Raw genomic sequence first — 21,786 nt, 5'->3', positions numbered from 1 at the left:
TCAGACTTTGAAGCGGGATACGCCGTTGCGCAGCCCGTTCGCCACCAGGTTCAGCTCATCGATGGCGAAGCTGGCCTGGCGCAGCGACTCCACGGTCTGCCCGGTGGCCTCGCCCAGTTGCACCAGCGCCTGGTTGATCTGCTCGGCACCGGTAGCCTGGGCCTGCATACCCTCGTTGACCATCTGCACCCGCGGCGCCAGCGCCTGCACCTGCTGGATGATCTGCGACAGTTGCTCGCCGACCTGGCCGACCTCGGCGATACCGCGGCGGACCTCCTCGGAGAACTTGTCCATGCCCATCACCCCGGCCGATACCGCCGACTGGATCTCGCGCACCATCTGCTCGATGTCGTAGGTGGCGACCGCGGTCTGGTCCGCCAGCCGGCGCACCTCGGTGGCCACCACGGCGAACCCGCGGCCGTACTCGCCGGCTTTCTCCGCCTCGATGGCGGCGTTCAGCGAGAGCAGGTTGGTCTGGTCGGCGACCTTGACGATGGTGGTGACCACCTGGTTGATGTTGCCGGCCTTCTCGTTGAGGATCGCCAGCTTGGCGTTGACCAGGTCGGCCGCGCCCATCACGTGGTGCATGGTTTCCTCCATGCGCGCCAGGCCCAACTGGCCGGAACCGGCCAGGGTCGACGTCTGCTCGGCGGCGCCGGAGACTTCGCTCATGGTCCGCACCAGGTCGCGCGAGGTGGCGGCGATCTCGCGAGAAGTGGCGCCGATCTCCGTGGTGGTCGCGGCGGTTTCGGTGGCGGTGGCCTGCTGCTGCTTGGAGGTCGCGGCGATCTCGGTGACTGAGGTGGTGACCTGCACCGAAGAACGCTGGGCCTGCGACACCAGGCCCTTGAGCTCTTCGGCCATGCCGTTGAAACCGGTCTCGATGGCGCCGAATTCGTCACGCCGGCCGAGGTTCAGGCGTGCGGTGAGGTCGCCACCGGCCATCAGGTCGAGGCTGCGGACGATCTTCTGGATCGGCTGGGTGATCGCCCGCAACAGCAGGAAACCGCAGATGCCGGCTACCACCACCGCCAGCAGCAGGGTCACCAGCATGCTCAGTTCGGCATCGTCCACCGCGTTTACGATGTTGTCCGAGGCGCGATCGGCGATGTCCTTGTTCAGCTCGATCATCTCGTTGAGGTACTTGCGGCCCTCGCGCCAGTGCTCGGTCAACGGGCCGGCGACGAGCTTGCCGGCTTCCTCGAAGCGCTTCTCGCGGTAAAGCTCGAGCACCTTGTCGTGCTGCTCCAGGTAGTTCTTGCGCACGGCCTGGAAACCGGCGAGCAACTCGTGGTCGCGGGCCTCGTCCGGGTTCATGGTCTTCTGGTAGGAGGCGATCTGCTGGTCCAGGCGCTCCTCGCTGGCGAGGATACTGTCGGCCTCGGCCTTGCTCAGCTCCTGGTCGTCGGTGATGCCGAACAGTTCCTGGGTCTGCAAGTAGTTGTCGGTCCACGAACTGCGTACCAGCGTGATGAAGTACATCCCCGGCATGGCGTCGTCCTGGACACGGTAGGCGCCCTTTTCCACCGTCAACATCTTCACGTACGCAGTAGCGGCCATCAGCAGCATGATCGCGATGATCACGGCGAAACTTGCCAGGATTCGCTGGCGAACAGTCCAGTTCTTCACATTTTTCCCCAAGACTCGAGTCCGGATTCGTTCCTGCCGCCACAACGGCCCGTCAATCGCGCGGACTGTATAGGCCGTCCCCGGCACCGGCAAGCAGCGCCATAGGGTTTTCCCGCTATTGTAGGCGCTGGAAAGGCGTTTTTTGACGCCAGAAGTGTGGCAGAAAGAGAAAGAAAGAAAACTGGCAAGCCAGACTTTTCTGAGAAGACAGGCTCATCACGGAGGGAATGTGCGCCCCGTTCCCATGCCGGGAACGGGGCGCGATTTCACCGGTGGATGTCGGTATGGCGGGTTTCGCGGAGGAACAGCAAGGCGCAGACCAGGCTACCGCCGGTGATCAGCACCGGATACCAGAGGCCGTAGAAGATGTCGCCGGTGTACACCACCAGGGCGAACGAGACCGTGGGCAGGAAGCCGCCGAACCAGCCGTTGCCGATATGGTACGGCAGGGACAGCGAGGAATAGCGGATGCGGGTCGGGAACAGTTCGACCATCAGCGCCGCCAGCGGGCCGTAGCAGAGGGTGGAGATCAGTACCAGAGCGAAGATGATAGCGATCACCATCGGCTTGTTCACCTGGCTGCCGTCGGCCTGCTGCGGATAGCCTGCCGTCTTCACCGCGGCCGCCATCGCTTCGGCGTCGAAGCCGGCGATCTCGGTCTCGCCGATCCGCACCCTGACGTCGCTGCCGGCGGGCGCCGCCACCGTCGAGTAGGGCAGGCCGGCCTTGACCAGGAAGGTCTTGACCTTGTCGCAGGGGCTGTCGAAGGTCGCCTTGCCTACCGGGTCGAACTGGAAAGTGCAGGTCGCCGGGTCGGCCACCACGCTGATCGGCGACTGCCGGCTGGCCTGGTCGATGGCCGGGTTGGCGTAGTGGGTCAGGCCCTTGAACAGCGGGAAGTAGAACAGCGTGGCGAGCAACAGGCCGGCCAGCAGCACCGGCTTGCGGCCGATGCGGTCGGACAGCCAGCCGGCGACGATGAAGAACGGCGCGCCAAGCACCAGGGCGACGATCAGCAGACCGTTGGCGGTGCCGCCATCGACCTTGAGCACCTGGGTAAGGAAGAACAGCACGTAGAACTGCGCCGTGTAGAAGGTCACCGCCTGGCCGGCATTGATGCTGAACAGCGCGGTCAGCACCACCTTCAGGTTGCCCCACTGGGTGAAGGACTCGCGCAGCGGCGCCTTGCTGACCTTGCCCTCGGCCTTCATCTTGAGGAACGCTGGCGACTCGCGCATGGACAGGCGGATCCAGGTGGAGATGCCCAGCAGGACGATGGACAGCAGGAATGGCAGGCGCCAGCCCCAGGTCTCGAACTCGTCGCCGGTCAACTGGCGACAGGCCAGGATCACCAGCAGCGAGAGCAACAGGCCGAGGGTCGCGGTGGACTGGATCCAACTGGTGTAGCTACCGCGCTTGTTCGCCGGGGCGTGCTCGGCGACATAGATCGCCGCGCCGCCGTACTCGCCGCCCAGGGCCAGGCCCTGGAGCATGCGCAAGGTGACCAGGATGATCGGCGCGGCGACCCCGATCGAGGTATAGGTGGGCAGCAGGCCGACAGCGAAGGTCGACAACCCCATCAACAGGATGGTCACCAGGAAGGTGTACTTGCGCCCGATCATGTCGCCCAGGCGGCCGAACACCAGCGCGCCGAAGGGCCGCACCAGGAAGCCGGCGGCGAAGGCCATCAGGGCGAAGATGAAGGCCGTGGTGTCGTTGACGCCGGCGAAGAACTGCTTGCTGATCACCGCCGCCAGGGCGCCGTAGAGGAAGAAGTCGTACCACTCGAAGACCGTGCCCAGCGAGGAGGCGAAGATCACCTTGCGCTCCTCCTGGGGCGTGGTCGCAGGCACTGTGTAGGAAGGGGTCGTTGCGTACTCGGTCATTGCGGCTCTCCCGCCCCTTGTGGGGGCTCTTATTGTTGTCTGCCATTTCCGTTTTCAGCGTCGACCGCTGCGGCGCCGGGCGCCACGCGATACGGGGTGTAGCGATCCTCAGGCCTCCACCGCCTCCTTGCCGCCGGCCGCCATGGCGCTTTCGACGACCTGCGGCGCGGCCTCGCGGCGGCGCTCGGCGAGAATCATCTGCGCCGCCTTCTCGGCGATCACCAGCACCGGCGAACAGGTGTTGCCGGAGGTCAGGCTGGGCATGATCGAGGCATCGGCGATGCGCAGGCCGGGGATTCCGTGCACCCTCAATTGCGCATCCACCACCGCTTGCGGCCCCTGGCCCATGCGGCAGGTGCCGGCAGGGTGGAAGATGGTGGTGCCGATCTCCGCCGCAGCGCGCTGCAGATCCTCTTCGCTGCGGTATTCCGGGCCGGGCTTGTATTCCTGCGGACGGAAGGCGGCCAGCGCCGGTGCGGCGGCGATGCGGCGGGTCAGGCGTATGGCGTCGGCGGCGACCTTCAGGTCGCGCGGATCGCTCAGGTAGTTGGGCTGGATCGACGGCGCCTCGCCCAGGTCGAGCGAGCGGATGCGCACCGTTCCCCGGCTGTGCGGACGCAGGTCGCAGACCGACGCGGTGAACGCAGGGAAGGCATGCAGCGGCTCGCCGAAGCGATCCAGCGAGAGCGGCTGGACGTGGTATTCGAGGTTGGCCGAGGGCTGCTGCGGATCGGAGCGGGCGAAGGCGCCCAGTTGGCTCGGCGCCATCGACAACGGCCCGCTGCGGCTCGCCAGGTAGCGCAGGCCCATGCCCAGCTTGCCCCATAGGCTGCCGGCGATCTGGTTGAGGGTGGGAACGCCGTCGACCTTGTAGATCATGCGCAGCTGCAGGTGATCCTGGAGATTGCCACCGACCCCGGGCAACTCGTGGACGACCCCGGCGCCGAGCTGCTCCAGCAGGTCCCGCGGGCCGATCCCGGAGCGTTGCAGCAGGCACGGCGAACCGATCGCGCCGGCGCTCAGGACGATCTCGCGGCGCGCCTCGAAGCGCTGCTCGCGGCCCTGCCAACGGACCGACAGGGCCCTGGCGCGGCCGTCCTCGAGGAGCACTCGCTGGACTTCGGCATGGGTCAGAACCGTCAGGTTGGCGCGCTGGGCGATGCCGCGCAGGAAGCCTTTCGAGGCATTCCAGCGCACCCCGCCGCGCTGGTTGACCTGGAAGTAGCCGCAGCCTTCGTTGTCGCCACCGTTGAAATCCTCGACGCTGGCGATGCCGGTCTGCGCCGCCGCCTGCTGGAAGGCATCGAGCAGCTTCCAAGAGAGCCGCTGGCGTTCTACCCGCCATTCGCCGCCGGCGCCGTGCATTTCGCTGGTCCCGGCGAAATGGTCCTCCATCCTGCGGAACAGCGGCAGCAGCTCTCTCCAGCTCCAGCCCGGATTGCCTTCGGCCACCCACTGGTCGTAGTCGCGGGCCTGGCCACGCATGTAGATCATGCCATTGATCGAGGAGCATCCTCCGAGCACCTTGCCGCGCGGGTACTTCAGGGAACGACCGTTGAGCCCGGGGACCTCGTCGGTGTCGAAGCACCAGTCGGTACGCGGGTTGCCGATGCAGTAGAGGTAGCCGACGGGAATGTGGATCCAGGGATAGTTGTCCGGGCCGCCGGCTTCCAGCAGCAGGACACGGTTGGCAGGGTCGGCGGAAAGCCGGTTGGCCAGCAGGCAGCCGGCAGGTCCGGCGCCAACGATGAGGTAGTCGTAGGTATCCAGTACCTCGGGCATGGCGAGCCTCGTCTTGTCGTTCTTGTGATGGGCCGTCGGACCTGCGGATGACCGGCAAGTCTCGAACGGCTTGAGGCTAGTCGTTCATTCGCGATAAAAAAACAAACGTTTCGGGGCAGCTATTGTTCGTTTTCTAACAACACCCCCTCGGCCCGGCAGAAGGCGCTCCCCATGTTCGACTGGAATGACCTGCGTTTCTTCCTTGAGTTGCAGCGCAGCGGTCGCCTGCTGACCGCCGCCAAGCGTCTCGGCACCACTCACGCCACGGTGGCCCGGCACATCGAGAACATCGAGCGCGACCTCGGCACCCAACTGTTCGCCCAGCACACCGGCGGCTACCAGTTGACTCCGGCCGGCCAGGCGCTGCTCAAGCACGCCGAGGCGATGGAGAACACCGCGCTGCTCGCCCAGGAAGAAATGAGCCAGAGCATCTCGCCGCTGGGGCAGATCCGCATCGGCGTCACCGAAGGCCTCGGCAGCGTCTTCCTCGCTCCGCGCCTGGCGCAATTGATGCGCCACTACCCGGGCCTGGAGGTCGAGCTGGTCTCGGTGCCGCGCTTCGTCAGCATCACCAACCGCGAAGCGGACATCGCCATCTCCCTCGACCGGCCGAGCGCCGACCTGGTGATCACCCGCCTGTTGACCCGCTATCGCCTGGCGTTGTTCGCCAGCCCCGCCTACCTGGAACAGGCGCCGCCGCTGCGCGACCGCGACGACCTCGGCAGGCACCAGTGGATCGGCTACGTCGACGACCTGCTGTTCAGCCAGGAACTGATGTTCCACCACAGTTTCTGCCGCCACCCGCAGGTCGTGTTCCGCAGCACCAGCGTGGTCGCCCAGCAGCAGGCGGCACAGGCCGGCATCGGCCTGGCGATCCTGCCGCACTTCATGGGTAGCCGCGATCCGTTGCTGGTATCGGTGCTGCCCGAGGAAAGCATCCAGCGCGAGTACTGGATGAGCACCCGGCGGGAGCTGCACCGCTCGGTGCGCCTGCGGGTGGTCTGGGACTTCCTGCTGGAGCTGTGCCAGCGCGAGCGAGAGGTTCTGCTAGGCCCTTCGGCAACGCCGCCGCCATGATGGCGGCGGTTATCCGCGGAACGACGCTCCGCCGTCTCAGGCCAGGCGTTGCAGCGCCTGTCTGGCCTGGTTCTCCAGCTCCAGCTTGAACGAGGGTTCCAGGCGCAGCTGCCGCGCCAGCTCCTCGAGGTAGGAGCGCTCCATGAAGCTTTCCTCGTCGACCATCAGCAGGCTGGCCAGGTACATCTCGGCGGCGATCTCCGGGGTGCTCGCGGCACGGGCGATCTCGGCCGGGTCCAGCGGCTTGTTCAGCTCGCGCTCCAGCCAGCCCTGCACCTCGCGGTCGCTGGTCAGCTTGGCCACCTCGCCTTCGATCATCTGCCGTTCGCGCTCGTCGATGTGGCCGTCGGCCTTGGCCGCACCGACGATGGCCTGGAGGATCGCGTGGCTATGCACTTCGGCCTGGGCTTCCGGCAGGCGGTCGACGGTCTGCGGCTGCGCCTGCGGCGCGGCGCCGTTCTGTTGCTGCTGCCAGTTGTTGTAGGCCTTGTAGGCGATCACCCCGAGCGCGGCGAGGCCGCCGTAGGTGATCGCCTTGCCGCCGAACTTGCGCGCCTTCTTGTTTCCCAGCAGCAGGCCGATGGCGCCGGCCGCCAGGGCTCCGCCGCCGGCGCCGGAAAGCAGGCTGCCGAGCTGTCCGCCGCCGCTGGCGCCGGGCTTGCCGCCGGACTTGTTCTGCAACATTTCCTGCCCGGACTTGAGCAATTGGTCGAGCAAACCACGGGTATTCATGAGGAACCTCCAGGACGTTCGGTAACAACCGGATTCGACCGACTCTAGCCCTTCGCGTCCGCGCTGCCCGCCGGGAGTTTGCTTCGAGATATTGCCGGCCTCCCCGGACACCGTGGCAAAGCGCGACACATGTCACATTTCTCCAGATAGAGGCCTAGTGCCAGCAGAAAGCCCTTCGACGCGCCGGCATGGCCCTCTAAACTCCGCGCCCGCCTGCGACTGCGGGTCGGCGTCCGACGCCAGCCGCTCCGCGCGCATTCGCAACAGCAATCTGTGAACATGGCTCCCCCGAGCCACCCACTGCCTCGCAAAGGACTTCCCATGACCATCTCCCGCCGCGACTTCCTGAACGGCGTAGCCCTGACCATCGCCGCAGGCCTGACCCCCGCCGAGATCCTCCGCGCCGCCCCCGGCGGCCGCTACTATCCGCCCGCGCTCACCGGCCTGCGCGGTAGCCATCCGGGCGCCTTCGAAGTCGCACACCAGATGGGCTGGGAGAAGAAGACCTTCGATGTCGACCACCTGCCGATCGAAGAGGAATACGACCTGGTGGTGGTCGGCGGCGGCATCAGCGGCCTCGCCGCCGCCTGGTTCTATCGCGAACGGCACCCCGCGGCGCGCATCCTGGTCATCGAGAACCACGACGACTTCGGCGGCCATGCCAAGCGCAACGAATTCCAGGCCGGCGGGCGCACTATCCTCGGCTACGGCGGCAGCGAGTCGCTGCAATCGCCGAACGCCCTCTATAGCGAAGACGCCAAACACCTGCTGAAACGCCTGGGCGTCGAGCTCAAGCGCTTCGAGACAGCCTTCGACACCGACTTCTACCCCGGCCTGGGCCTGTCCCGCGCGGTGTTCTTCGACAAGGCCAGCTTCGGCGTGGACAAGCTGGTCAGCGGCGACCCGACGCCGATGGTTGCCGACGAGGTCCCCCGCGATCGTCTCAATGCCCGCTCCTGGCGCGCCTTCATCGGCGACTTCCCGCTGAGCCGCGAAGACCGGGAGGCGCTCATCGCGCTGTACGAGTCACCTCGCGACTATCTTGCCGGCAAGAGCGTGGAAGAGAAGGAAACCTACCTGGCGAAGACCAGCTACCGCGACTACCTGCTCAAGAACGTCGGGCTCTCGGAAACCTCGGTGAAGTACTTCCAGGGCCGCAGCAACGACTTCTCTGCCCTCGGCGCCGACGCCCTGCCGGCGGCCGACGCATACGCCGCCGGCTTCCCCGGCTTCGACGCCCTCGGCCTACCGCAACCCAGCGAGGAGGCCCAGGCGGAAATGGACGAGCCGTACATCTACCATTTCCCCGACGGCAACGCCTCGCTGGCTCGGCTCATGGTGCGCGACCTGATCCCCGCGGTGGCGCCGGGCCGAGGCATGGAGGACATCGTCATGGCCCGCTTCGACTACTCGAAGCTGGACCTCGCCGGGCACCCGGTGCGCCTGCGCCTGAACAGCACCGCCGTCAGCGTGCGCAACCGCGCCGGCGGCGTCGATGTCGGCTACAGCCGCGCCGGCCGCCTGCACCGGGTACGCGGCAAGCACTGCGTGATGGCCTGCTACAACATGATGGTGCCGTACCTGCTGCGCGACCTCTCCGAGGAGCAGGCCCACGCGCTGAGCCAGAACGTCAAGTTCCCGCTGGTGTACACCAAGGTATTGCTGCGCAACTGGCAGGCCTGGAAGACCCTCGGCATCCACGAGATCTACGCGCCGACCCTGCCCTACTCGCGGATCAAGCTGGACTTCCCGGTCGACCTCGGCAGCTACCGGCATCCACGCGACCCGCGGCAGCCGATCGGCGTGCACATGGTCTACGTGCCGACCACCCCGAACGCCGGCATGGACGCCCGCACCCAGGCTCGCGTAGGCCGCAGCAAGCTCTACGCGATGAGCTTCGAGCAACTGGAAAAGGACATCCGCGACCAGCTCCAGGCCATGCTCGGCCCGGCGGGCTTCGACCACCGCCGCGACATCACCGGCATCACCGTGAACCGCTGGTCGCACGGCTACTCCTACTTCATGAATACCCTCTACGACGACGAGGCGGAAAGCGAAGCGCTGATGGAACTGGCGCGAAGCAAGGTCGGCAATGTCGCCATCGCCAACTCGGATGCGGCCTGGGATGCCTACGCCCATGCCGCCATCGACCAGGCGGTGCGGGCAGTCCGCGAACTGGGTTGAAGGACGGCGACGGCAGCGGAACCCGCGCTGCCGTCGCGCCCTTCCGATGTCCAGCAAGACTGACAGAAATGTACTGACAGCGATTTCAACCCCTACTCCACGAAAGCCGTTCAAAGACCCTATGTTTCTCGGCCTCCCCTCGAAATAACCTAGGGAAAACACATAGGAAATTTCCTACTAGCATTCAGAAAAGTCCTGATTAAACCGACAGACACCATCGCTAGAATTCGAGCCCGTCCGGAGCTGCCTCCTGGCGGATTATCCGCCTGCCGGCGTTGCCGGTAGCCGCTGCGGAAACCTCCACCTCGATCGGGTTCGATTTCATGAAAACACGCGTCATCCTCGTCGACGACCACGCCCTCACCCTGATCGGCATGCGCTATCTGCTGAGTGCGTACGACGACCTGCGGATCGTCGCCCAGGCCCAGGACGCCGATGGCTTGCTGGCGCAGCTCGAAGCGCACCCCTGCGACCTGCTGATCACCGACCTGATGATGCCCGGCAGCCAGCAGGCCGACGGCTTGCGCCTGGTGCAGAAGGTCCGGCGGCGCTATCCGGACCTGCCGATCATCGTCGTCACCATGCTCGGCAACCCGGCACTCGTTTCATCCCTGCTCAAGCTGGGCATTCACGGCCTGGTGAGCAAACGCGGCATGCTCGACGATCTGCCCAAGGCGATCCGCCACGCCGGCCGTCGACCATTCATCTCGCGCTCCATCGCACACCTGCTGGAAGTGGGCGAAGCCGAGCACGGCAAGCCGCTGGCCAGCCTCGAACAACTCACCCCGCGCGAAGTGGAAGTGCTGCGCCTGTACGGCAGCGGCCTGGCGGTCGGGGAAATCGCCATCCGACTGTGCCGCAGCAAGCAGACCATCAGCGCGCAAAAGAGCAGCGCCATGCGCAAGCTTGGCCTGGACAGCAATGCCGGACTCTTTATCTACATCCGGGAAAACGGCCTGGCCTGAGCAGCGCGGCCGCGATATGTCCGCCCCGCCAGCCCGCTTCGCAAGGTCCGCGCAGCAGCTAGAATGTCCCGCAGCGCCGGGCGTCATCCGTGCCCGCCTCCGCCAAAGGACTCTTTTCACATGGACCGTAACCGCCGCCTCTCCGCCCGACTCTGCCTCCTGCTGCTGGGACTCGCCAGCCAGGCCGAAGCCCGCGAACCGCAGCCCTGCGCGTCGCGACTGCTTGACGCCGTAGCCAGGCAGGTCGGCCACGATGGCTGGATAGCCCCTTCGTACGAATCTTCCGGTCCGTTCCTCGCCGTGGCCTGCAAGCCCTGGCCGGACGACCCCGCGCAGACGGTGATCGCCATGGCCTACCTGGATCCGGGCGACACCGCCGTGGAAGGCGAACGCCACCCGCATCTGCTATTGGCCAAGGCCGACAGCCGCAGCGGCAGGCTGCTCGAACGCTACGACAGCGACTTCGAAGAAGACGCGTCCGTCGCCGTCGGCAGCGACAGCCTCTGGCTGGACACCGCGCGCTATCGCCTGAGCCCGACGGTGCGCGCCTTCGGCGTGGTATTCCATAGCGTGGCGCGTGGCGCCAGTTGTCCGGAAGCCGGCTTCGACAACCTGCTGACCCTGGTGGTGCCGGCCGGCGAAGGCAAGCTGCGGCCGGTGCTCAATACCTACCTGGATCAGTGGAGGACGCTGAAAGGCTCGGTCTGCTCCGCCGAGCCCGGGTTCGAACAGGAAGTCTCGCACCTGACCCTGGAACTCGGCCGCGGACGCTCCAACGGCTTTGCCGACCTGGTCGTCACCTCGCGGGTCAGCGACGGCGAAACGGAGAACGGCAAACCCTTGCGCACGGTGAAGCGCACGCTGCGCTATGACGGCGAGCGCTACCCGTTCGAGGAGTATTCGGACTTCTGGCACCGCCATTGAGGGAAGGCCGTGGCCACCAGCCACGGCGAAACAGCGGAACCGCGCGCCCGCCGCAAGGGGCGGACGCGCGCAGGGAACTCAGCTCTCGCTGGTTTCTTCGCTCTCTTCGGCGGGCTCCTGCTCCGGCTCGCCTTCGTCGCCCTGCTCCTCGTCCGACTGGCAATACGGCGTCGGGTCCTGCGGCCAGATCGCCTTGCCATTGCCGTCGAGCAACTGTTCGGCGCCGCAATCGGTGGTGGCCACGGTGAAGCGCGGCTTGCCGTTCAGGTCGTACAGTGCGCGCAAGGTTTCCGTCGCCTCGTCGCCAGTGCCGCTGACTTCGTAGCCCAGGATGTAACCCTGCTGCGGATTCACCTCCAGCTTCTGCCAGAGCGCCGGAACCAGCGTGCGTCCCTGGCGATCGAGCAACACGGTGTGGGCAGCGTTGTCCATACCGTCGAGAGCTTCCAGGAAACGACCGTCATACGCAGACTGGATGCTGATCAGTTCGCCCGGCTCCAGCAGCATCTTGCCGCTGCGGTCCATCAGGCCCACCACCGGCACCTGGCTTTCCGAACCCATGAAGCTGACGGTCTTCTGCGGCCCGCCCTTCTTCGCCACGACGAACAGGTCGTTGCCCAGCGCGCCGATCTGCGCATAACCCGGCTTCACCCACTCGCTGCCTTCGTCGAGGTTGAAGATGCCGAAGTCGGCGCTGAACAGGCCGGTGCTCACGCCGACGGCAGCCAGCCCGGGCACGTCGACGGTGTAGCCAAGCGCGGTGAGGCCGGCGCTGTCGGCCGAATCGTACTGCGGCTGCACCTTCCAGGCGCCGCTGCGATCGATCAGGCCGTACTTGCCCGACGAGCCATCTTCCATGCGCTGCTGGGCCAGCCCGCCCTGCTTGCCGAAGGCGCCGCAACCGGCGAACTGGGCGGCGATCGCCACCTTGCCCTGGTAGTCGAGGTAGCCACAGGGGCTGTCGTACTTCTCGCGGAACGCGACCAGACCGTTGGCCGGGGTGCCCAGGTAATCGTAGCTCTTGCCGTCACCGACCACGTCGCCCTTGGCATCCACCAGTTGGGAGCCCTTGCCGATGACGCTGGCGCTCATCACGCCGTCGTGGAGGTCGCCCAGGCTCTCGTAGGCCACGGCCTTCTGTTCGCCGGTAGCGAGGTTGATGATCCACTTCTCCTCGCCACGCTCGGCGCTGATCAAGCCGCCGTGTTCGGCGACGCTGCCGTTGACCAGGGTGGTGTCGTAGAGCGCCTCGGTGAGCTGCTTGCCCTTGGCATCGAGGATGCCGCGCTTGCCATCGATCTCGTAGATGATGAATTCGTTGGCACTGTTGGGGTAGATGTCGTCGAAACGCGGCGCCTGGACTTCCTTGCCCTGGCCGTCGACCACGCCGTACTTGCCATCGCGGACGAAGCCATAGAGGTTGGGGGTGAGCAGCGACAGGGCTTCGCCGATATCGTCGCGCAACACCTTGCCGTCCTTCGCCTGGATCAGGTTCCAGCGCTCCTCGCGCGCCGCCATCAGGGTGCCCTGGTAGGCGCTGGCGACGATATTGTCGTAGTCGTTGTCGAACGGCACGAGCAGCTTGGCGTCCTGGTCGATCACCGCGCACTGGCCGTTGAGGCATAGCGGGATGCTCAGTGCAGCCATGCTCGGTGCGGCCGGTTGCGGCGCGACCGCCGCAGGCTTCGGCGCATCGTCGCCCTGGTTGCAGGCGCTGAGGAGCAAGGTGGAAACGGAGACGGCGAGGGTGTTGCGGCCGATACGCGACAGTCTTTGCATGCGGATATGTTCTCGTATGATCCCTGAGATATGTGTCCAGCCGCGATGCGCGCGACATCGCGGAACGCGGTAGCCTTCCCGACGGAAAGGCGCGGGCATGATGCCCGTGCCGCGGACCGCCTGGCAATGCCCTGATCCGTCGGCTCGGCGACAGGCGGCGCGCTTGCTGGCAGAATCGCGGCTTTCCGCAAACCGCGCAGGTACCGCCCCATGAACGACCGACTGCAGATCGAAGACCTCCTCCTGGGCGACGGCAAGGAGGTAGTGAAGGGTGCGCTGATCACCACCCAGTACAAGGGCACCCTGGAAGACGGCACGCTGTTCGACTCCTCCTACGAGCGCGGCCGGCCATTCCAGTGCGTGATCGGCACCGGACGAGTGATCAAGGGTTGGGACCAGGGCCTGATGGGCATGAAGGTCGGTGGCAAGCGACGGCTGTTCGTCCCTTCCCACCTGGCCTACGGCGAACGGCAGGTCGGCGCGCACATCAAGCCCCACTCCAACCTGCTGTTCGAGATCGAACTGCTGGAAGTGCTCACCCGCGACGACTGAGCCGAGGGACGGCGGCGGCCTCTGGCCGCCCGTGCCGAACCAATGCGCAGGACGAATAGTCGCTCGGCTACCCGCCCTGCACGAAGCCGGTTTCTCTTCTAATCCGCGGGGCGAGCCGCGGAACCCGTGGCAATGGCGCGAGGCAGGCCGTCCAGCGCACGCAGCAGGCAGAACCCCAGGACGGCCCCCGCCGCGCCCGCGACCAGCATCAGGCCGATCGCGCCCGACCAGTCGAAACGGCTGACGATCAGGCCGATCAGCAAGGGGCCGATCACCTGCCCCAGGTAGTTGCCCTGCATTACCCAGCCGATGGCCAGTGGCGTCAGCGAAGGCGCGGGCGAGGCCAGCGGCGCGGTCGCCAGCACGGTGGTGGGAAGCATGCCGGCGACCGCCGAGAAGACGAACCCCAGCGCAATCGCCAGGAGTCCCGGCGTCGCGGCATGGAAGAACGCCGCACCGGTGAGTCCCATCAGGATCGCGGTGCTCGCCAGCAAGGCGCCGGGACGTATGCCGCGGGAAAGGATGAAGCCCGCCGCGACATTGCCCAGGGCGTTCGCCGCGACGATGGCCGCGCCGATGAGTCCCGCAGTCTCCAGGGCGACGCCCAGGCGCTGCATGAGGAACACGGGGAGGAACGTCATCAGGGCGAAGAACTGCAGGTTGTAGGTGGTGAAGCCGAGCGCCAGCAGGGTGATCGCCGGAACCTTGAGCAACGCGCCAAGACCGGCCGGCCTCACGCCTGCCGCCCTGCACCCATCGTCGGCAGGGACGCTGAGCGGCAGCAGCAGCGCCGCGACCAGTACCAGCAGTGCGCTCAGTTGCCAGTCGGCACGCCAGTCCGCGAGCAGCGGCCCGAACAGCATCGAGAGGGCGATTCCGCCTGCCATGAAGGTGCTCCACAGACCGAACACCACGCTGCGCCGCGTCTCGCTGGTGATCCTGTGCAACACGGCGGGCGCCGCCACTACCACGATGAGGAAACCGAGCCCTTCGACGAAGCGAGTGGCAAGCAACCAGGCGAAGTCCTGCATCGACGCACCGAGCAGGCTCGCCCCGCCGAGAATCGCCAGCCCAACGGTCAGCAGCCGGCGATCTCCCCAACAACGCACCAGGAGGCCGGCGGCGATGCCGCCGAATACGCCGACGAACGGAAAGGCGGACATGATCCAGCTCAGCGCGGCGAGGTCGCCGCCGAAGCTCCGTTGCAGCGACGGCAGGGCGATGGTCGCCTTGCCGACATGCAGGGCAGCGGCGATGCCGGCGAAGATCACATTGGCAACTGCCAGCCATCGCGGGCTGGCCTGGGGGTGCGGACGAGCGAGAGTGGACGGGCTATCCATCGTTGCCTCCGGGCATGGAGTGGCGCCCGGCAAGATCGCCAGACGCTCTGCGCGGATTCTGATAGCTCAAGTTAACTTGAGGTAAAGAGCCCAGGAATCAAACGATGTGTTCCATCGCCCGCACCAATGGCAATCCGGCACGCCCGCTCAGTAGAAGTGCTCGCCGTAGAGGTCCCAGGCATTGCGCCGGGCTGCCCGGCGCAGCTGCTCGGTGTAATCCCGCCGACCGACGGCGGATCGTCCCGAGCTGGCAGCGACAGCTTCGGTCTCGGTGCGGGACGGTTTGTTGCGCGGAGTGTTCAGGGACATGGCGGCGTCACCAGTTCATCCCCGTCGCCGGCCCGCTCAGCAGTGCCTTCGCCATGCCGCGGGCGGACGCCAGGTCCGGCGCCACGCTCACCGGCGGGCCGTAGACAGCCTGCAGCACCGGCGCCAGTTGCTGCAGGTCGGCGAGGTTGTCCGGCTGGCCGTTGGCACTGAGCAGGATGCCCCGGCAATGCTCGACGAAGCGCTGGCGATTTTCCTTGAGCCACAACACCAGGCGCTTGCGCGCCTGCTGGTCGCCTTCAGCTGTTTCCTGCGGGAGCGGCGGATAGACCAGGGCGAAATCGCGCTCGACGGCCAGCAGCGCCTCGACCTCCTCCAACCAGCGCTCGACATCGGCCAGCTCGCGGGGCATCTCGCGGACCTGGACCAAGGGAAAGGCATCGATATCCAACAGGCTCTTAGCGGGGGCATTCATGGGGGGACTCCTGCGGGGAGGCAAGGCGGAGGAATGAGCGGAAGTGCTTGCCAAAACAGTACTGTACGATACAGTTCTTAAATGACCAGCGTCAACCCTAACGAGAAACGCTCTCAGCAAACCGCCTGGAGGCTTGAACGGACCGTCCCGACGGCCCACCATGCGCACCTTCCGACCGCCACCCCGCGAGGCCCGATACCGCTCATGAACGATGCGTCCCCCCGTCTGACCGAACGCGGCAGGCAACGCCGCCGCGCCATGCTCGACGCCGCTACCCAGGCCTTTCTCGAACACGGTTTCGAAGGCACCACCCTGGACATGGTGATAGAACGGGCCGGTGGTTCACGGGGGACCCTGTACAGCTCCTTCGGCGGCAAGGAGGGCCTGTTCGCCGCGGTGATCGCCCACATGATCGAGGAAATCTTCGACGACAGCGCCGATCAGCCGCGCCCCGCCGCCACACTGAGCGCCACCCTCGAGCATTTCGGCCGGCGCTTTCTCACCAGCCTGCTCGATCCCCGCTGCCAGAGCCTCTATCGCCTGGTGGTAGCGGAATCCCCGCGGTTTCCGGCGATCGGCAAGTCCTTCTACGAGCAGGGGCCGCAGCAGAGCTATCTGCTGCTCAGCGAGCGACTGGCCGCGGTTGCTCCCCACATGGACGAGGAAACGCTCTACGCGGTGGCCTGCCAGTTTCTCGAGATGCTCAAGGCCGACCTGTTCCTCAAGGCCCTCAGCGTGGCCGACTTCCAGCCGACCATGGCGCTGCTGGAAACCCGCCTCAAGCTGTCGGTGGACATCATCGCCTGCTACCTGGAACACCTGTCGCAGCGCCTCGCGCAGGGCTGAGCGACGCGCCGTTCAGGCGGAGGGCGGCAGCGCCTGGCCCGGCAGTTCGGTGAGGTGGATCTCGGTGACCAGGGGTTCCTGGCGCGGCAGGGTACGTTCGAGCAGGGGTGAGAAACGTGCCAGCGCGCCGATCAGGTCCCACTGGGTCTCCAGGGCGGCCCCCAGCTCCGAGAGTTCGTTCAGGACCCGATGACCGACCCGTTGCAGGCGTGGCTCTTCGCTCTGGCTGAGCTCCACCGAAAGGTGCGCCAGCATGGTGGTCATGTTGTTCATGTTGCGTGTCGCCAGGACCAGGATATTGGCCAGCAGGGCGACATCGCTGTCAGGCAGGGAGGCGTGGGGAGAACCGGCGTTGGCGTGCATGCGAGCATCCTTTCTCGAAGTGCGGTCCGGAGCGAACGTCGCGGGAGAATAACATCATATTGCCATTACGCAATATCTCCCACGAAACGCTCAGGTTGATTTCCTGATGCCAGGCAGACCGCCAAGGTCGGCAAAGGTTTCCATCAGGTGGGCCGCCAGCGCCTCGCCGCGCCGACGGCCCCGACGGCTCACTGCATTTCCAGGGATTTGCGCGGCGGCGTGCTGCGATGAGCGGCTCGCAGGTACTGCGGCGGCCAGGGCATCTGCTCGTTGCGCAGTTCGTCGGCGGCGTGCAACGGCCAGTACGGATCGCGCAGCAGTTCACGGGCAAGCAGGATCAGGTCGGCCTGACCGGTGCGCAGGATATGCTCGGCCTGCACCGGCTCGGTGATCATGCCCACCGTGCCGCTGGCGATGCCGGCCTCCTTCTTCACCCGTTCGGCGAACTCGGTCTGGTAGCCCGGTCCTACCGGGATTTCCGCATTCGCCGCGGTACCGCCGGAAGACACGTCGATCAGGTCCACGCCCAGGTCCTTCAGGCGCCGGGCCAGTTCCACGGTCTCGTCGGGGTTCCAGCCATCCTCCACCCAGTCGGTGGCGGACAGCCGCACGAATAGCGGCAACTCTTGCGGCCAGGCCTTGCGCACCGCGGCGGTGACCTGCAGAAGCAGGCGGATGCGGTTCTCGAAGCAGCCGCCGTACTGGTCGCGACGCTGGTTCGACAGCGGCGAGAGGAACTGATGCAACAGGTAGCCGTGGGCCGCATGCACCTCCGCGACCTTGAAGCCGGCAGCCAGGGAGCGCTCGGCGGCGCGTACGAAGGCCTGCACCAGCGCCTCGATCTGCGCCTCGCTCAGGGCCTCGGGGGTCGTGTGCTGGGGATCGAACGGGATCGCCGACGGCGCCACCGGTATCCAGCCGCCGTCGCCGATCGGCACGCTGCCGTGCTTGCCCAGCCACGGCCGCCAGGTACTCGCCTTGCGCCCGGCGTGGGCCAGCTGGACCCCGGCGACCGCGCCCTGGGATTCGATGAAACGGGTGATGCGATGCAACGGCTCGACATGCGCGTCGCTCCAGATGCCGAGGTCGTCAGCGGTGATGCGCCCCTCGGGCAACACCGCGGTGGCTTCGACTATCACCAGGCCGGCGCCGCCCACCGCGCGGCTGCCCAGGTGCACGAGATGCCAGTCGTTGGCCAGGCCCTCCTGCGCCGAGTACTGGCACATGGGCGATACGGCGATGCGGTTGGGCAAGGTGATTTGACGCAGGCTAAGAGGCTCGAACAGCAGACTCATGGCAGGACTCCCGGTCGGTCTTGGAATAAGTGCTCACACCTGAACTTTAGACCGGGTTCGCGGAGGCCAACGGCCCAAGCGACATAAAGCAGCCGCCCTCCTGGCGGAAGACGGCTTGAGCGACCCCGACCGGCATTCCTTCCTGGAGTGCCGGCCGGGACCACCGAGCTTACAACGCGCTCGGGCAGGTCACGCCGACGGTGCTGAACGCCCGGGTGACGTCAGCCGCCGAGTAGTTGCGGTTCTGCGCCGAGCGAATCACCCCGCAGGCGCCGCTGTTGTAGTTGCTGGTGGCGGTCCAGTAGTAGCGGTTGGCGTCGACGAACACCTCGAAGGCCTTGCGGGTATCCCAGCCCGGCGAATTGGCCAACAGGTAGAACGCACGGTTGTACACGCCGCTGGAGTGGTGCACGTCGATGCCGTTGTAGTACTGCGACGCGTTGTCGATGGATCGCCCGTCGCGGCTGGGCTGGTCCATGTAGCGCAGCGCACCGCTGCCCTTCTTGATGTCGTAGCCGATCAGGAAGTCGTTCTTGCCGCGCATATAGAACTCGGCTGCCTCGCCGGCCATGTCGGAGAACGCTTCGTTCATTCCGCCTGATTGCCCGCGGTAGATCAGCCCGGAGTTCTGCTCGGTGAAGCCGTGGCTGACCTCGTGGGCCGCCACGTCCAGCGACACCAGCGGATAGAACATGGTGGCGCCGTCGCCGAAGAGCATCGCCGTGCCGTCCCAGTAGGCGTTCTCCACGCTGCGCCCGTAGTGCACCTTCATGTACAGCTTGTGGGTCAGCGGGCTGGTGCCGAACCAGTCCCGGTACAGTTTGAACACCACGCCGCCGAAGAAATGCGCGTCGTTCAGCGGCGAATAGGCGCCGTTGACCTGCTTGTAGGTGTTGGTCGGGCAGGCGAAGCGGAACGGCGTGGTCTTGCTGTCGTCGGTGCTGCTGTTCATGTCGACGGTGATGACGTTGCCGTCGTCCATCTCGCAGCGGTCGTTGACGATCAGCGGACCGTAGTCGCTACCGTAGGTGTACTTGCCGATCTTCTGGTTGCCGCCGGGGCCGCCCGCCTCGGCGTGGGCCAGGCCTTCCCACTGATCGAGCACTTCGCCGGTCTTGGCGTCGATGACGAAATGCGGCCGCGACAGTCCCTCGCCGGGAATCAGGTAGGAGACGTTGTAGACCAGTTGGGCGATGTTGTTCTCGCCCAGGCGGATCACCAGTTCCACTTTGTCATTCTCGGTCTTGCGGCCCTGGGCCTTCAGGCTCTTGGCCTGGGCCAGCACCTGCTCGGCGGATACCGCCGCGGTGGTGCTGCCCGGCAGGTCGGCAGCGATGTTGGCGACGAAATGGCCGCTGCGCTGCGCCGCCACGCTCTTGCCGGGACCCTTGACTTCGGTGATGGCTTCGCCGACCACCCGTACGCCGTTGTGGAATTGCTCGTAGCGGGTGACCTGCTTGCCGTTGGGCAGGGTCGTGCTGCGGATCGCTTTCAGTTCGTCGGCACCGCCAGCGCCGACCGCGGCTTGCAAGGTGACCGGGCCGGGCGCGCCCTGGGCAGCCTTGCTGGGGAGTTTGGACACGTCGATCAGGTCGGCGGCAAAAGCGGCCGGCGAAACACCCATGATCGCAACGAACAACAGGTCAAGCGTAGAAACCTTCTTCATCTTGTTCAGTTCTCCTGGTTTTTTCAGGCCGAAGTACTCGGCCGACGCTTACCGCCGCCTTGTGGGCTGATCGGAACAGCCGTATCAGTCCTTCGGGTAGAAGGAACTGCACTCCCCTGGCTCGGTCCCGTTTTCGACGGTGCTTTCGTGTACCAAAAAGAACCCGCGGCCAAACCTGCCAGAACTGGCAGGTAGCCTTGATTTCGCCGGAAATCTGTATGTTTTCGCTGGAATAGCTAGCAGAAAAGCAGGTGGCAGCTAGGTTGCCCCCAGCTCCGGGACGCGCTCAGCGAGGGGCCATGTGGACGATCATCAGTTGCACGCTTTCCTGGCCGCGGAATTCGTTGACGTCGAGCTTGTAGGCCAGCTCGGCCCAGCGCACGGTAGGGTTGGGCCACTGCTCGCGGTCGATGTTGAAGGCAATGCCATCCAGTTGCAGCGAGCCGCATTCGCTTTTCAGCACCAGCTTCAGGTGACGCTCGCCGACGATCCGCTGCTGCACCAGCTGGAACACCCCGTGGAACATCGGCTCGGGAAAGTGCTGGCCCCAGGGACCGGCCTGGCGCAACGCGCGCGCCAGCTCCAGGTGGAACTCCTGGATGCTCAACTGGCCATCGGAGAGCAGGCGCCCGGCCAGGTCCTCCTCGGCCAGTTGGCGGCGTACTTCGGCATCGAAGGCGGCGGAGAAAGCGCCGAAGTTTTCCTGCGGCAACGATAGTCCGGCAGCCATCGCGTGGCCGCCGAACTTGCTGATCAGCCCGGGATGACGGGCGGCTACCGCGTCCAGCGCGTCGCGGATGTGGAAGCCGGGAATCGACCGTGCCGAGCCTTTCAGGCTGCCGTCGCCGGCATCGGCGAAGGCGATGGTCGGCCGGTGGTAGCGCTCCTTCAGGCGCGAGGCGAGGATTCCGATCACGCCCTGGTGCCAGTCGGCGTCGAACAGGCACAAGCCGAACGGCAGTTGCTCCAGGCTCAGCTCCTTGAGCTGCGCCAGCGCCTCGCGCTGCATACCCTGCTCGATGGCCTTGCGGTCCTGGTTCAACTGGTCGAGCTGCACCGCCATGTCGCGGGCCAGCGCTTCGTCGTCGCAGAGCAGGCATTCGATGCCGAGGGACATGTCGTCGAGCCGACCCGCCGCGTTCAGGCGCGGACCGAGGATGAAACCCAGGTCGGTGGAGGTGATCCGTACCGGAGGCCGCCCGGCCACCTCCAGCAGCGCGCGCAAGCCCGGCCGGGCGCGGCCGGCGCGGATGCGCGCGAGGCCCTGGTGGACCAGGATGCGGTTGTTGGCATCGAGCGGCACCACATCGGCGACGCTGCCCAGCGCCACCAGGTCGAGCAGCTCGGCGAGGTTCGGTTCCTTCAGCCCGCGCCGGGCGAACCAGTCCAGCTCGCGCAGGCGCGCCCGCAACGCCAGCATCACATAGAAGATCACCCCGACCCCGGCCATGGCCTTGCTGGGGAATTCGCAGCCCGGCTGGTTGGGGTTGATGATCGCATCCGCCGCCGGCAGTTCCGGGCCAGGCAGGTGGTGGTCGGTGACCAGCACCTTGAGCCCCGCGGCTTTCGCCGCCTGGACGCCGTCCACGCTGGAGATGCCGTTGTCCACCGTCACCAGCAGGTCGGGACGCTTCTCCAGGGCCACGCCGACGATCTCCGGGGTCAGGCCGTAGCCGTACTCGAAGCGGTTCGGCACCAGGTAATCGACCCAGGCCGCGCCGAGCATGCGCAGGGCCAGCACGCCGACGCTGCTGGCGGTGGCGCCGTCGGCGTCGAAGTCGCCGACGATGAGAATCCGCTGGCCGCCCTCCAGGGCGTCCACCAGCAGCGCCACGCCCTCCTCGATGCCTTTCAGCCGCTGGTAGGGAATCAGCCGCGCCAGGCCCTTGTCCAGCTCCTCGGCGCAACGCACGCCACGAGCCGCGTACAGGCGCGCCAGCAATGGCGGAAGGTCGCCGAGATCGGGCAGGGTTTCGGGCAGGGGGCGGGGTTCGATACGCATCAGGTCACTCGTTCGGCTCGAC

General features: G+C 66.3%; 18 protein-coding genes. 6 read left to right on the top strand and 12 right to left on the bottom strand.

Annotation, left to right across the window (positions count from 1 at the left end):
* The 3 genes from wspA to FHW81_RS02905 form a co-directional block, all read right to left on the bottom strand.
* Positions 1-1,629 carry a Wsp signal transduction system chemoreceptor WspA gene (wspA, locus tag FHW81_RS02915; protein ID WP_033980653.1) on the bottom strand — a complete coding sequence of 543 codons (1,629 nt, stop codon included), beginning with the start codon at positions 1,627-1,629 and terminating at the stop codon, positions 1-3.
* A 266-nt stretch (positions 1,630-1,895) separates the two neighbouring features.
* The gene (locus FHW81_RS02910) at positions 1,896-3,515 is read right to left on the bottom strand and encodes an MFS transporter (RefSeq protein WP_016562201.1); all 1,620 of its coding nucleotides are present in this window, start codon (positions 3,513-3,515) and stop codon (positions 1,896-1,898) included.
* 108 nt (positions 3,516-3,623) lie between these two features.
* The gene (locus FHW81_RS02905; protein WP_033980654.1) at positions 3,624-5,297 is read right to left on the bottom strand and encodes a GMC family oxidoreductase; all 1,674 of its coding nucleotides are present in this window, start codon (positions 5,295-5,297) and stop codon (positions 3,624-3,626) included.
* A 171-nt stretch (positions 5,298-5,468) separates the two neighbouring features.
* On the opposite strand from FHW81_RS02905, the gene FHW81_RS02900 reads away from it, so the two are divergent.
* Positions 5,469-6,374: a LysR family transcriptional regulator gene (locus FHW81_RS02900; RefSeq protein ID WP_016562202.1), complete on the top strand. Its 906-nt coding sequence runs from the start codon at positions 5,469-5,471 to the stop codon at positions 6,372-6,374.
* Positions 6,375-6,410: 36 nt separating this feature from the next.
* Here the strand turns inward: FHW81_RS02900 and FHW81_RS02895 are convergent, their stop codons facing one another.
* The gene (locus FHW81_RS02895; RefSeq protein ID WP_003106298.1) at positions 6,411-7,106 is read right to left on the bottom strand and encodes a tellurite resistance TerB family protein; all 696 of its coding nucleotides are present in this window, start codon (positions 7,104-7,106) and stop codon (positions 6,411-6,413) included.
* 321 nt (positions 7,107-7,427) lie between these two features.
* Between FHW81_RS02895 and FHW81_RS02890 the strand changes: the two genes are divergently transcribed.
* From FHW81_RS02890 to FHW81_RS02880, 3 genes are all read left to right on the top strand, one after another.
* The gene (locus FHW81_RS02890; protein WP_003113842.1) at positions 7,428-9,290 is read left to right on the top strand and encodes an NAD(P)/FAD-dependent oxidoreductase; all 1,863 of its coding nucleotides are present in this window, start codon (positions 7,428-7,430) and stop codon (positions 9,288-9,290) included.
* Positions 9,291-9,613: 323 nt separating this feature from the next.
* A complete protein-coding gene (locus FHW81_RS02885) occupies positions 9,614-10,255 on the top strand; it encodes a response regulator transcription factor (protein WP_003092560.1) in 642 nt (213 codons plus the stop codon).
* Positions 10,256-10,375: 120 nt separating this feature from the next.
* A complete protein-coding gene (locus FHW81_RS02880) occupies positions 10,376-11,179 on the top strand; it encodes a hypothetical protein (protein ID WP_023089407.1) in 804 nt (267 codons plus the stop codon).
* 78 nt (positions 11,180-11,257) lie between these two features.
* Here FHW81_RS02880 and FHW81_RS02875 read toward each other — a convergent pair whose 3' ends face one another.
* Positions 11,258-12,958, bottom strand: a complete 1,701-nt coding sequence (locus FHW81_RS02875) for a WG repeat-containing protein (protein WP_016852519.1) — start codon at positions 12,956-12,958, stop codon at positions 11,258-11,260.
* Between the two features lie 210 nt (positions 12,959-13,168).
* Between FHW81_RS02875 and FHW81_RS02870 the strand changes: the two genes are divergently transcribed.
* The gene (locus FHW81_RS02870) at positions 13,169-13,510 is read left to right on the top strand and encodes an FKBP-type peptidyl-prolyl cis-trans isomerase (RefSeq protein WP_003092567.1); all 342 of its coding nucleotides are present in this window, start codon (positions 13,169-13,171) and stop codon (positions 13,508-13,510) included.
* Positions 13,511-13,608: 98 nt separating this feature from the next.
* Here FHW81_RS02870 and FHW81_RS02865 read toward each other — a convergent pair whose 3' ends face one another.
* From FHW81_RS02865 to FHW81_RS02855, 3 genes are all read right to left on the bottom strand, one after another.
* Positions 13,609-14,850, bottom strand: a complete 1,242-nt coding sequence (locus tag FHW81_RS02865; RefSeq protein ID WP_003143206.1) for a CynX/NimT family MFS transporter — start codon at positions 14,848-14,850, stop codon at positions 13,609-13,611.
* Positions 14,851-14,997: 147 nt separating this feature from the next.
* Entirely contained in the window at positions 14,998-15,159 is a 162-nt protein-coding gene (armR, locus tag FHW81_RS02860) for a MexR antirepressor ArmR (RefSeq protein WP_003100689.1), read from the bottom strand.
* 7 nt (positions 15,160-15,166) lie between these two features.
* On the bottom strand, positions 15,167-15,592 hold the full coding sequence (locus FHW81_RS02855; protein WP_003100688.1) for a hypothetical protein: 426 nt from the start codon (positions 15,590-15,592) through the stop codon (positions 15,167-15,169).
* Between the two features lie 204 nt (positions 15,593-15,796).
* On the opposite strand from FHW81_RS02855, the gene nalC reads away from it, so the two are divergent.
* Complete coding sequence (gene nalC, locus FHW81_RS02850; protein ID WP_031633792.1) at positions 15,797-16,438, top strand: efflux system transcriptional repressor NalC; 642 nt, start codon at positions 15,797-15,799, stop codon at positions 16,436-16,438.
* Between the two features lie 12 nt (positions 16,439-16,450).
* On the opposite strand, the gene FHW81_RS02845 is transcribed toward nalC, so the two are convergent.
* From FHW81_RS02845 to recJ, 4 genes are all read right to left on the bottom strand, one after another.
* Positions 16,451-16,801, bottom strand: a complete 351-nt coding sequence (locus FHW81_RS02845) for a hypothetical protein (RefSeq protein WP_003100685.1) — start codon at positions 16,799-16,801, stop codon at positions 16,451-16,453.
* Between the two features lie 188 nt (positions 16,802-16,989).
* Positions 16,990-18,096: an NADH:flavin oxidoreductase/NADH oxidase gene (locus tag FHW81_RS02840; protein ID WP_003100683.1), complete on the bottom strand. Its 1,107-nt coding sequence runs from the start codon at positions 18,094-18,096 to the stop codon at positions 16,990-16,992.
* A gap of 169 nt (positions 18,097-18,265) precedes the next feature.
* A complete protein-coding gene (gene lasB / locus FHW81_RS02835) occupies positions 18,266-19,762 on the bottom strand; it encodes a M4 family elastase LasB (RefSeq protein WP_003113835.1) in 1,497 nt (498 codons plus the stop codon).
* 286 nt (positions 19,763-20,048) lie between these two features.
* Positions 20,049-21,764 carry a single-stranded-DNA-specific exonuclease RecJ gene (recJ, locus tag FHW81_RS02830; protein WP_003100681.1) on the bottom strand — a complete coding sequence of 572 codons (1,716 nt, stop codon included), beginning with the start codon at positions 21,762-21,764 and terminating at the stop codon, positions 20,049-20,051.
* Positions 21,765-21,786: the final 22 nt, after the last annotated feature.

This window comes from Pseudomonas sp. RC10-4-2 (genome assembly GCF_050433085.1).
GTDB lineage: Bacteria > Pseudomonadota > Gammaproteobacteria > Pseudomonadales > Pseudomonadaceae > Pseudomonas > Pseudomonas aeruginosa.
This window is presented reverse-complemented; position numbering and strand designations above follow the sequence as displayed.

Coding starts and splice junctions, on each gene's coding strand:
- FHW81_RS02910 (WP_016562201.1), bottom strand. CDS start 3,515: ATGACCGAGTACGCAACGACCCCTTCCTACACAGTGCCTGCGACCACG.
- FHW81_RS02905 (WP_033980654.1), bottom strand. CDS start 5,297: ATGCCCGAGGTACTGGATACCTACGACTACCTCATCGTTGGCGCCGGA.
- FHW81_RS02900 (WP_016562202.1), top strand. CDS start 5,469: ATGTTCGACTGGAATGACCTGCGTTTCTTCCTTGAGTTGCAGCGCAGC.
- FHW81_RS02895 (WP_003106298.1), bottom strand. CDS start 7,106: ATGAATACCCGTGGTTTGCTCGACCAATTGCTCAAGTCCGGGCAGGAA.
- FHW81_RS02890 (WP_003113842.1), top strand. CDS start 7,428: ATGACCATCTCCCGCCGCGACTTCCTGAACGGCGTAGCCCTGACCATC.
- FHW81_RS02885 (WP_003092560.1), top strand. CDS start 9,614: ATGAAAACACGCGTCATCCTCGTCGACGACCACGCCCTCACCCTGATC.
- FHW81_RS02880 (WP_023089407.1), top strand. CDS start 10,376: ATGGACCGTAACCGCCGCCTCTCCGCCCGACTCTGCCTCCTGCTGCTG.
- FHW81_RS02875 (WP_016852519.1), bottom strand. CDS start 12,958: ATGCAAAGACTGTCGCGTATCGGCCGCAACACCCTCGCCGTCTCCGTT.
- FHW81_RS02870 (WP_003092567.1), top strand. CDS start 13,169: ATGAACGACCGACTGCAGATCGAAGACCTCCTCCTGGGCGACGGCAAG.
- FHW81_RS02865 (WP_003143206.1), bottom strand. CDS start 14,850: ATGGATAGCCCGTCCACTCTCGCTCGTCCGCACCCCCAGGCCAGCCCG.
- armR (WP_003100689.1), bottom strand. CDS start 15,159: ATGTCCCTGAACACTCCGCGCAACAAACCGTCCCGCACCGAGACCGAA.
- FHW81_RS02855 (WP_003100688.1), bottom strand. CDS start 15,592: ATGAATGCCCCCGCTAAGAGCCTGTTGGATATCGATGCCTTTCCCTTG.
- nalC (WP_031633792.1), top strand. CDS start 15,797: ATGAACGATGCGTCCCCCCGTCTGACCGAACGCGGCAGGCAACGCCGC.
- FHW81_RS02845 (WP_003100685.1), bottom strand. CDS start 16,801: ATGCACGCCAACGCCGGTTCTCCCCACGCCTCCCTGCCTGACAGCGAT.
- FHW81_RS02840 (WP_003100683.1), bottom strand. CDS start 18,096: ATGAGTCTGCTGTTCGAGCCTCTTAGCCTGCGTCAAATCACCTTGCCC.
- lasB (WP_003113835.1), bottom strand. CDS start 19,762: ATGAAGAAGGTTTCTACGCTTGACCTGTTGTTCGTTGCGATCATGGGT.
- recJ (WP_003100681.1), bottom strand. CDS start 21,764: ATGCGTATCGAACCCCGCCCCCTGCCCGAAACCCTGCCCGATCTCGGC.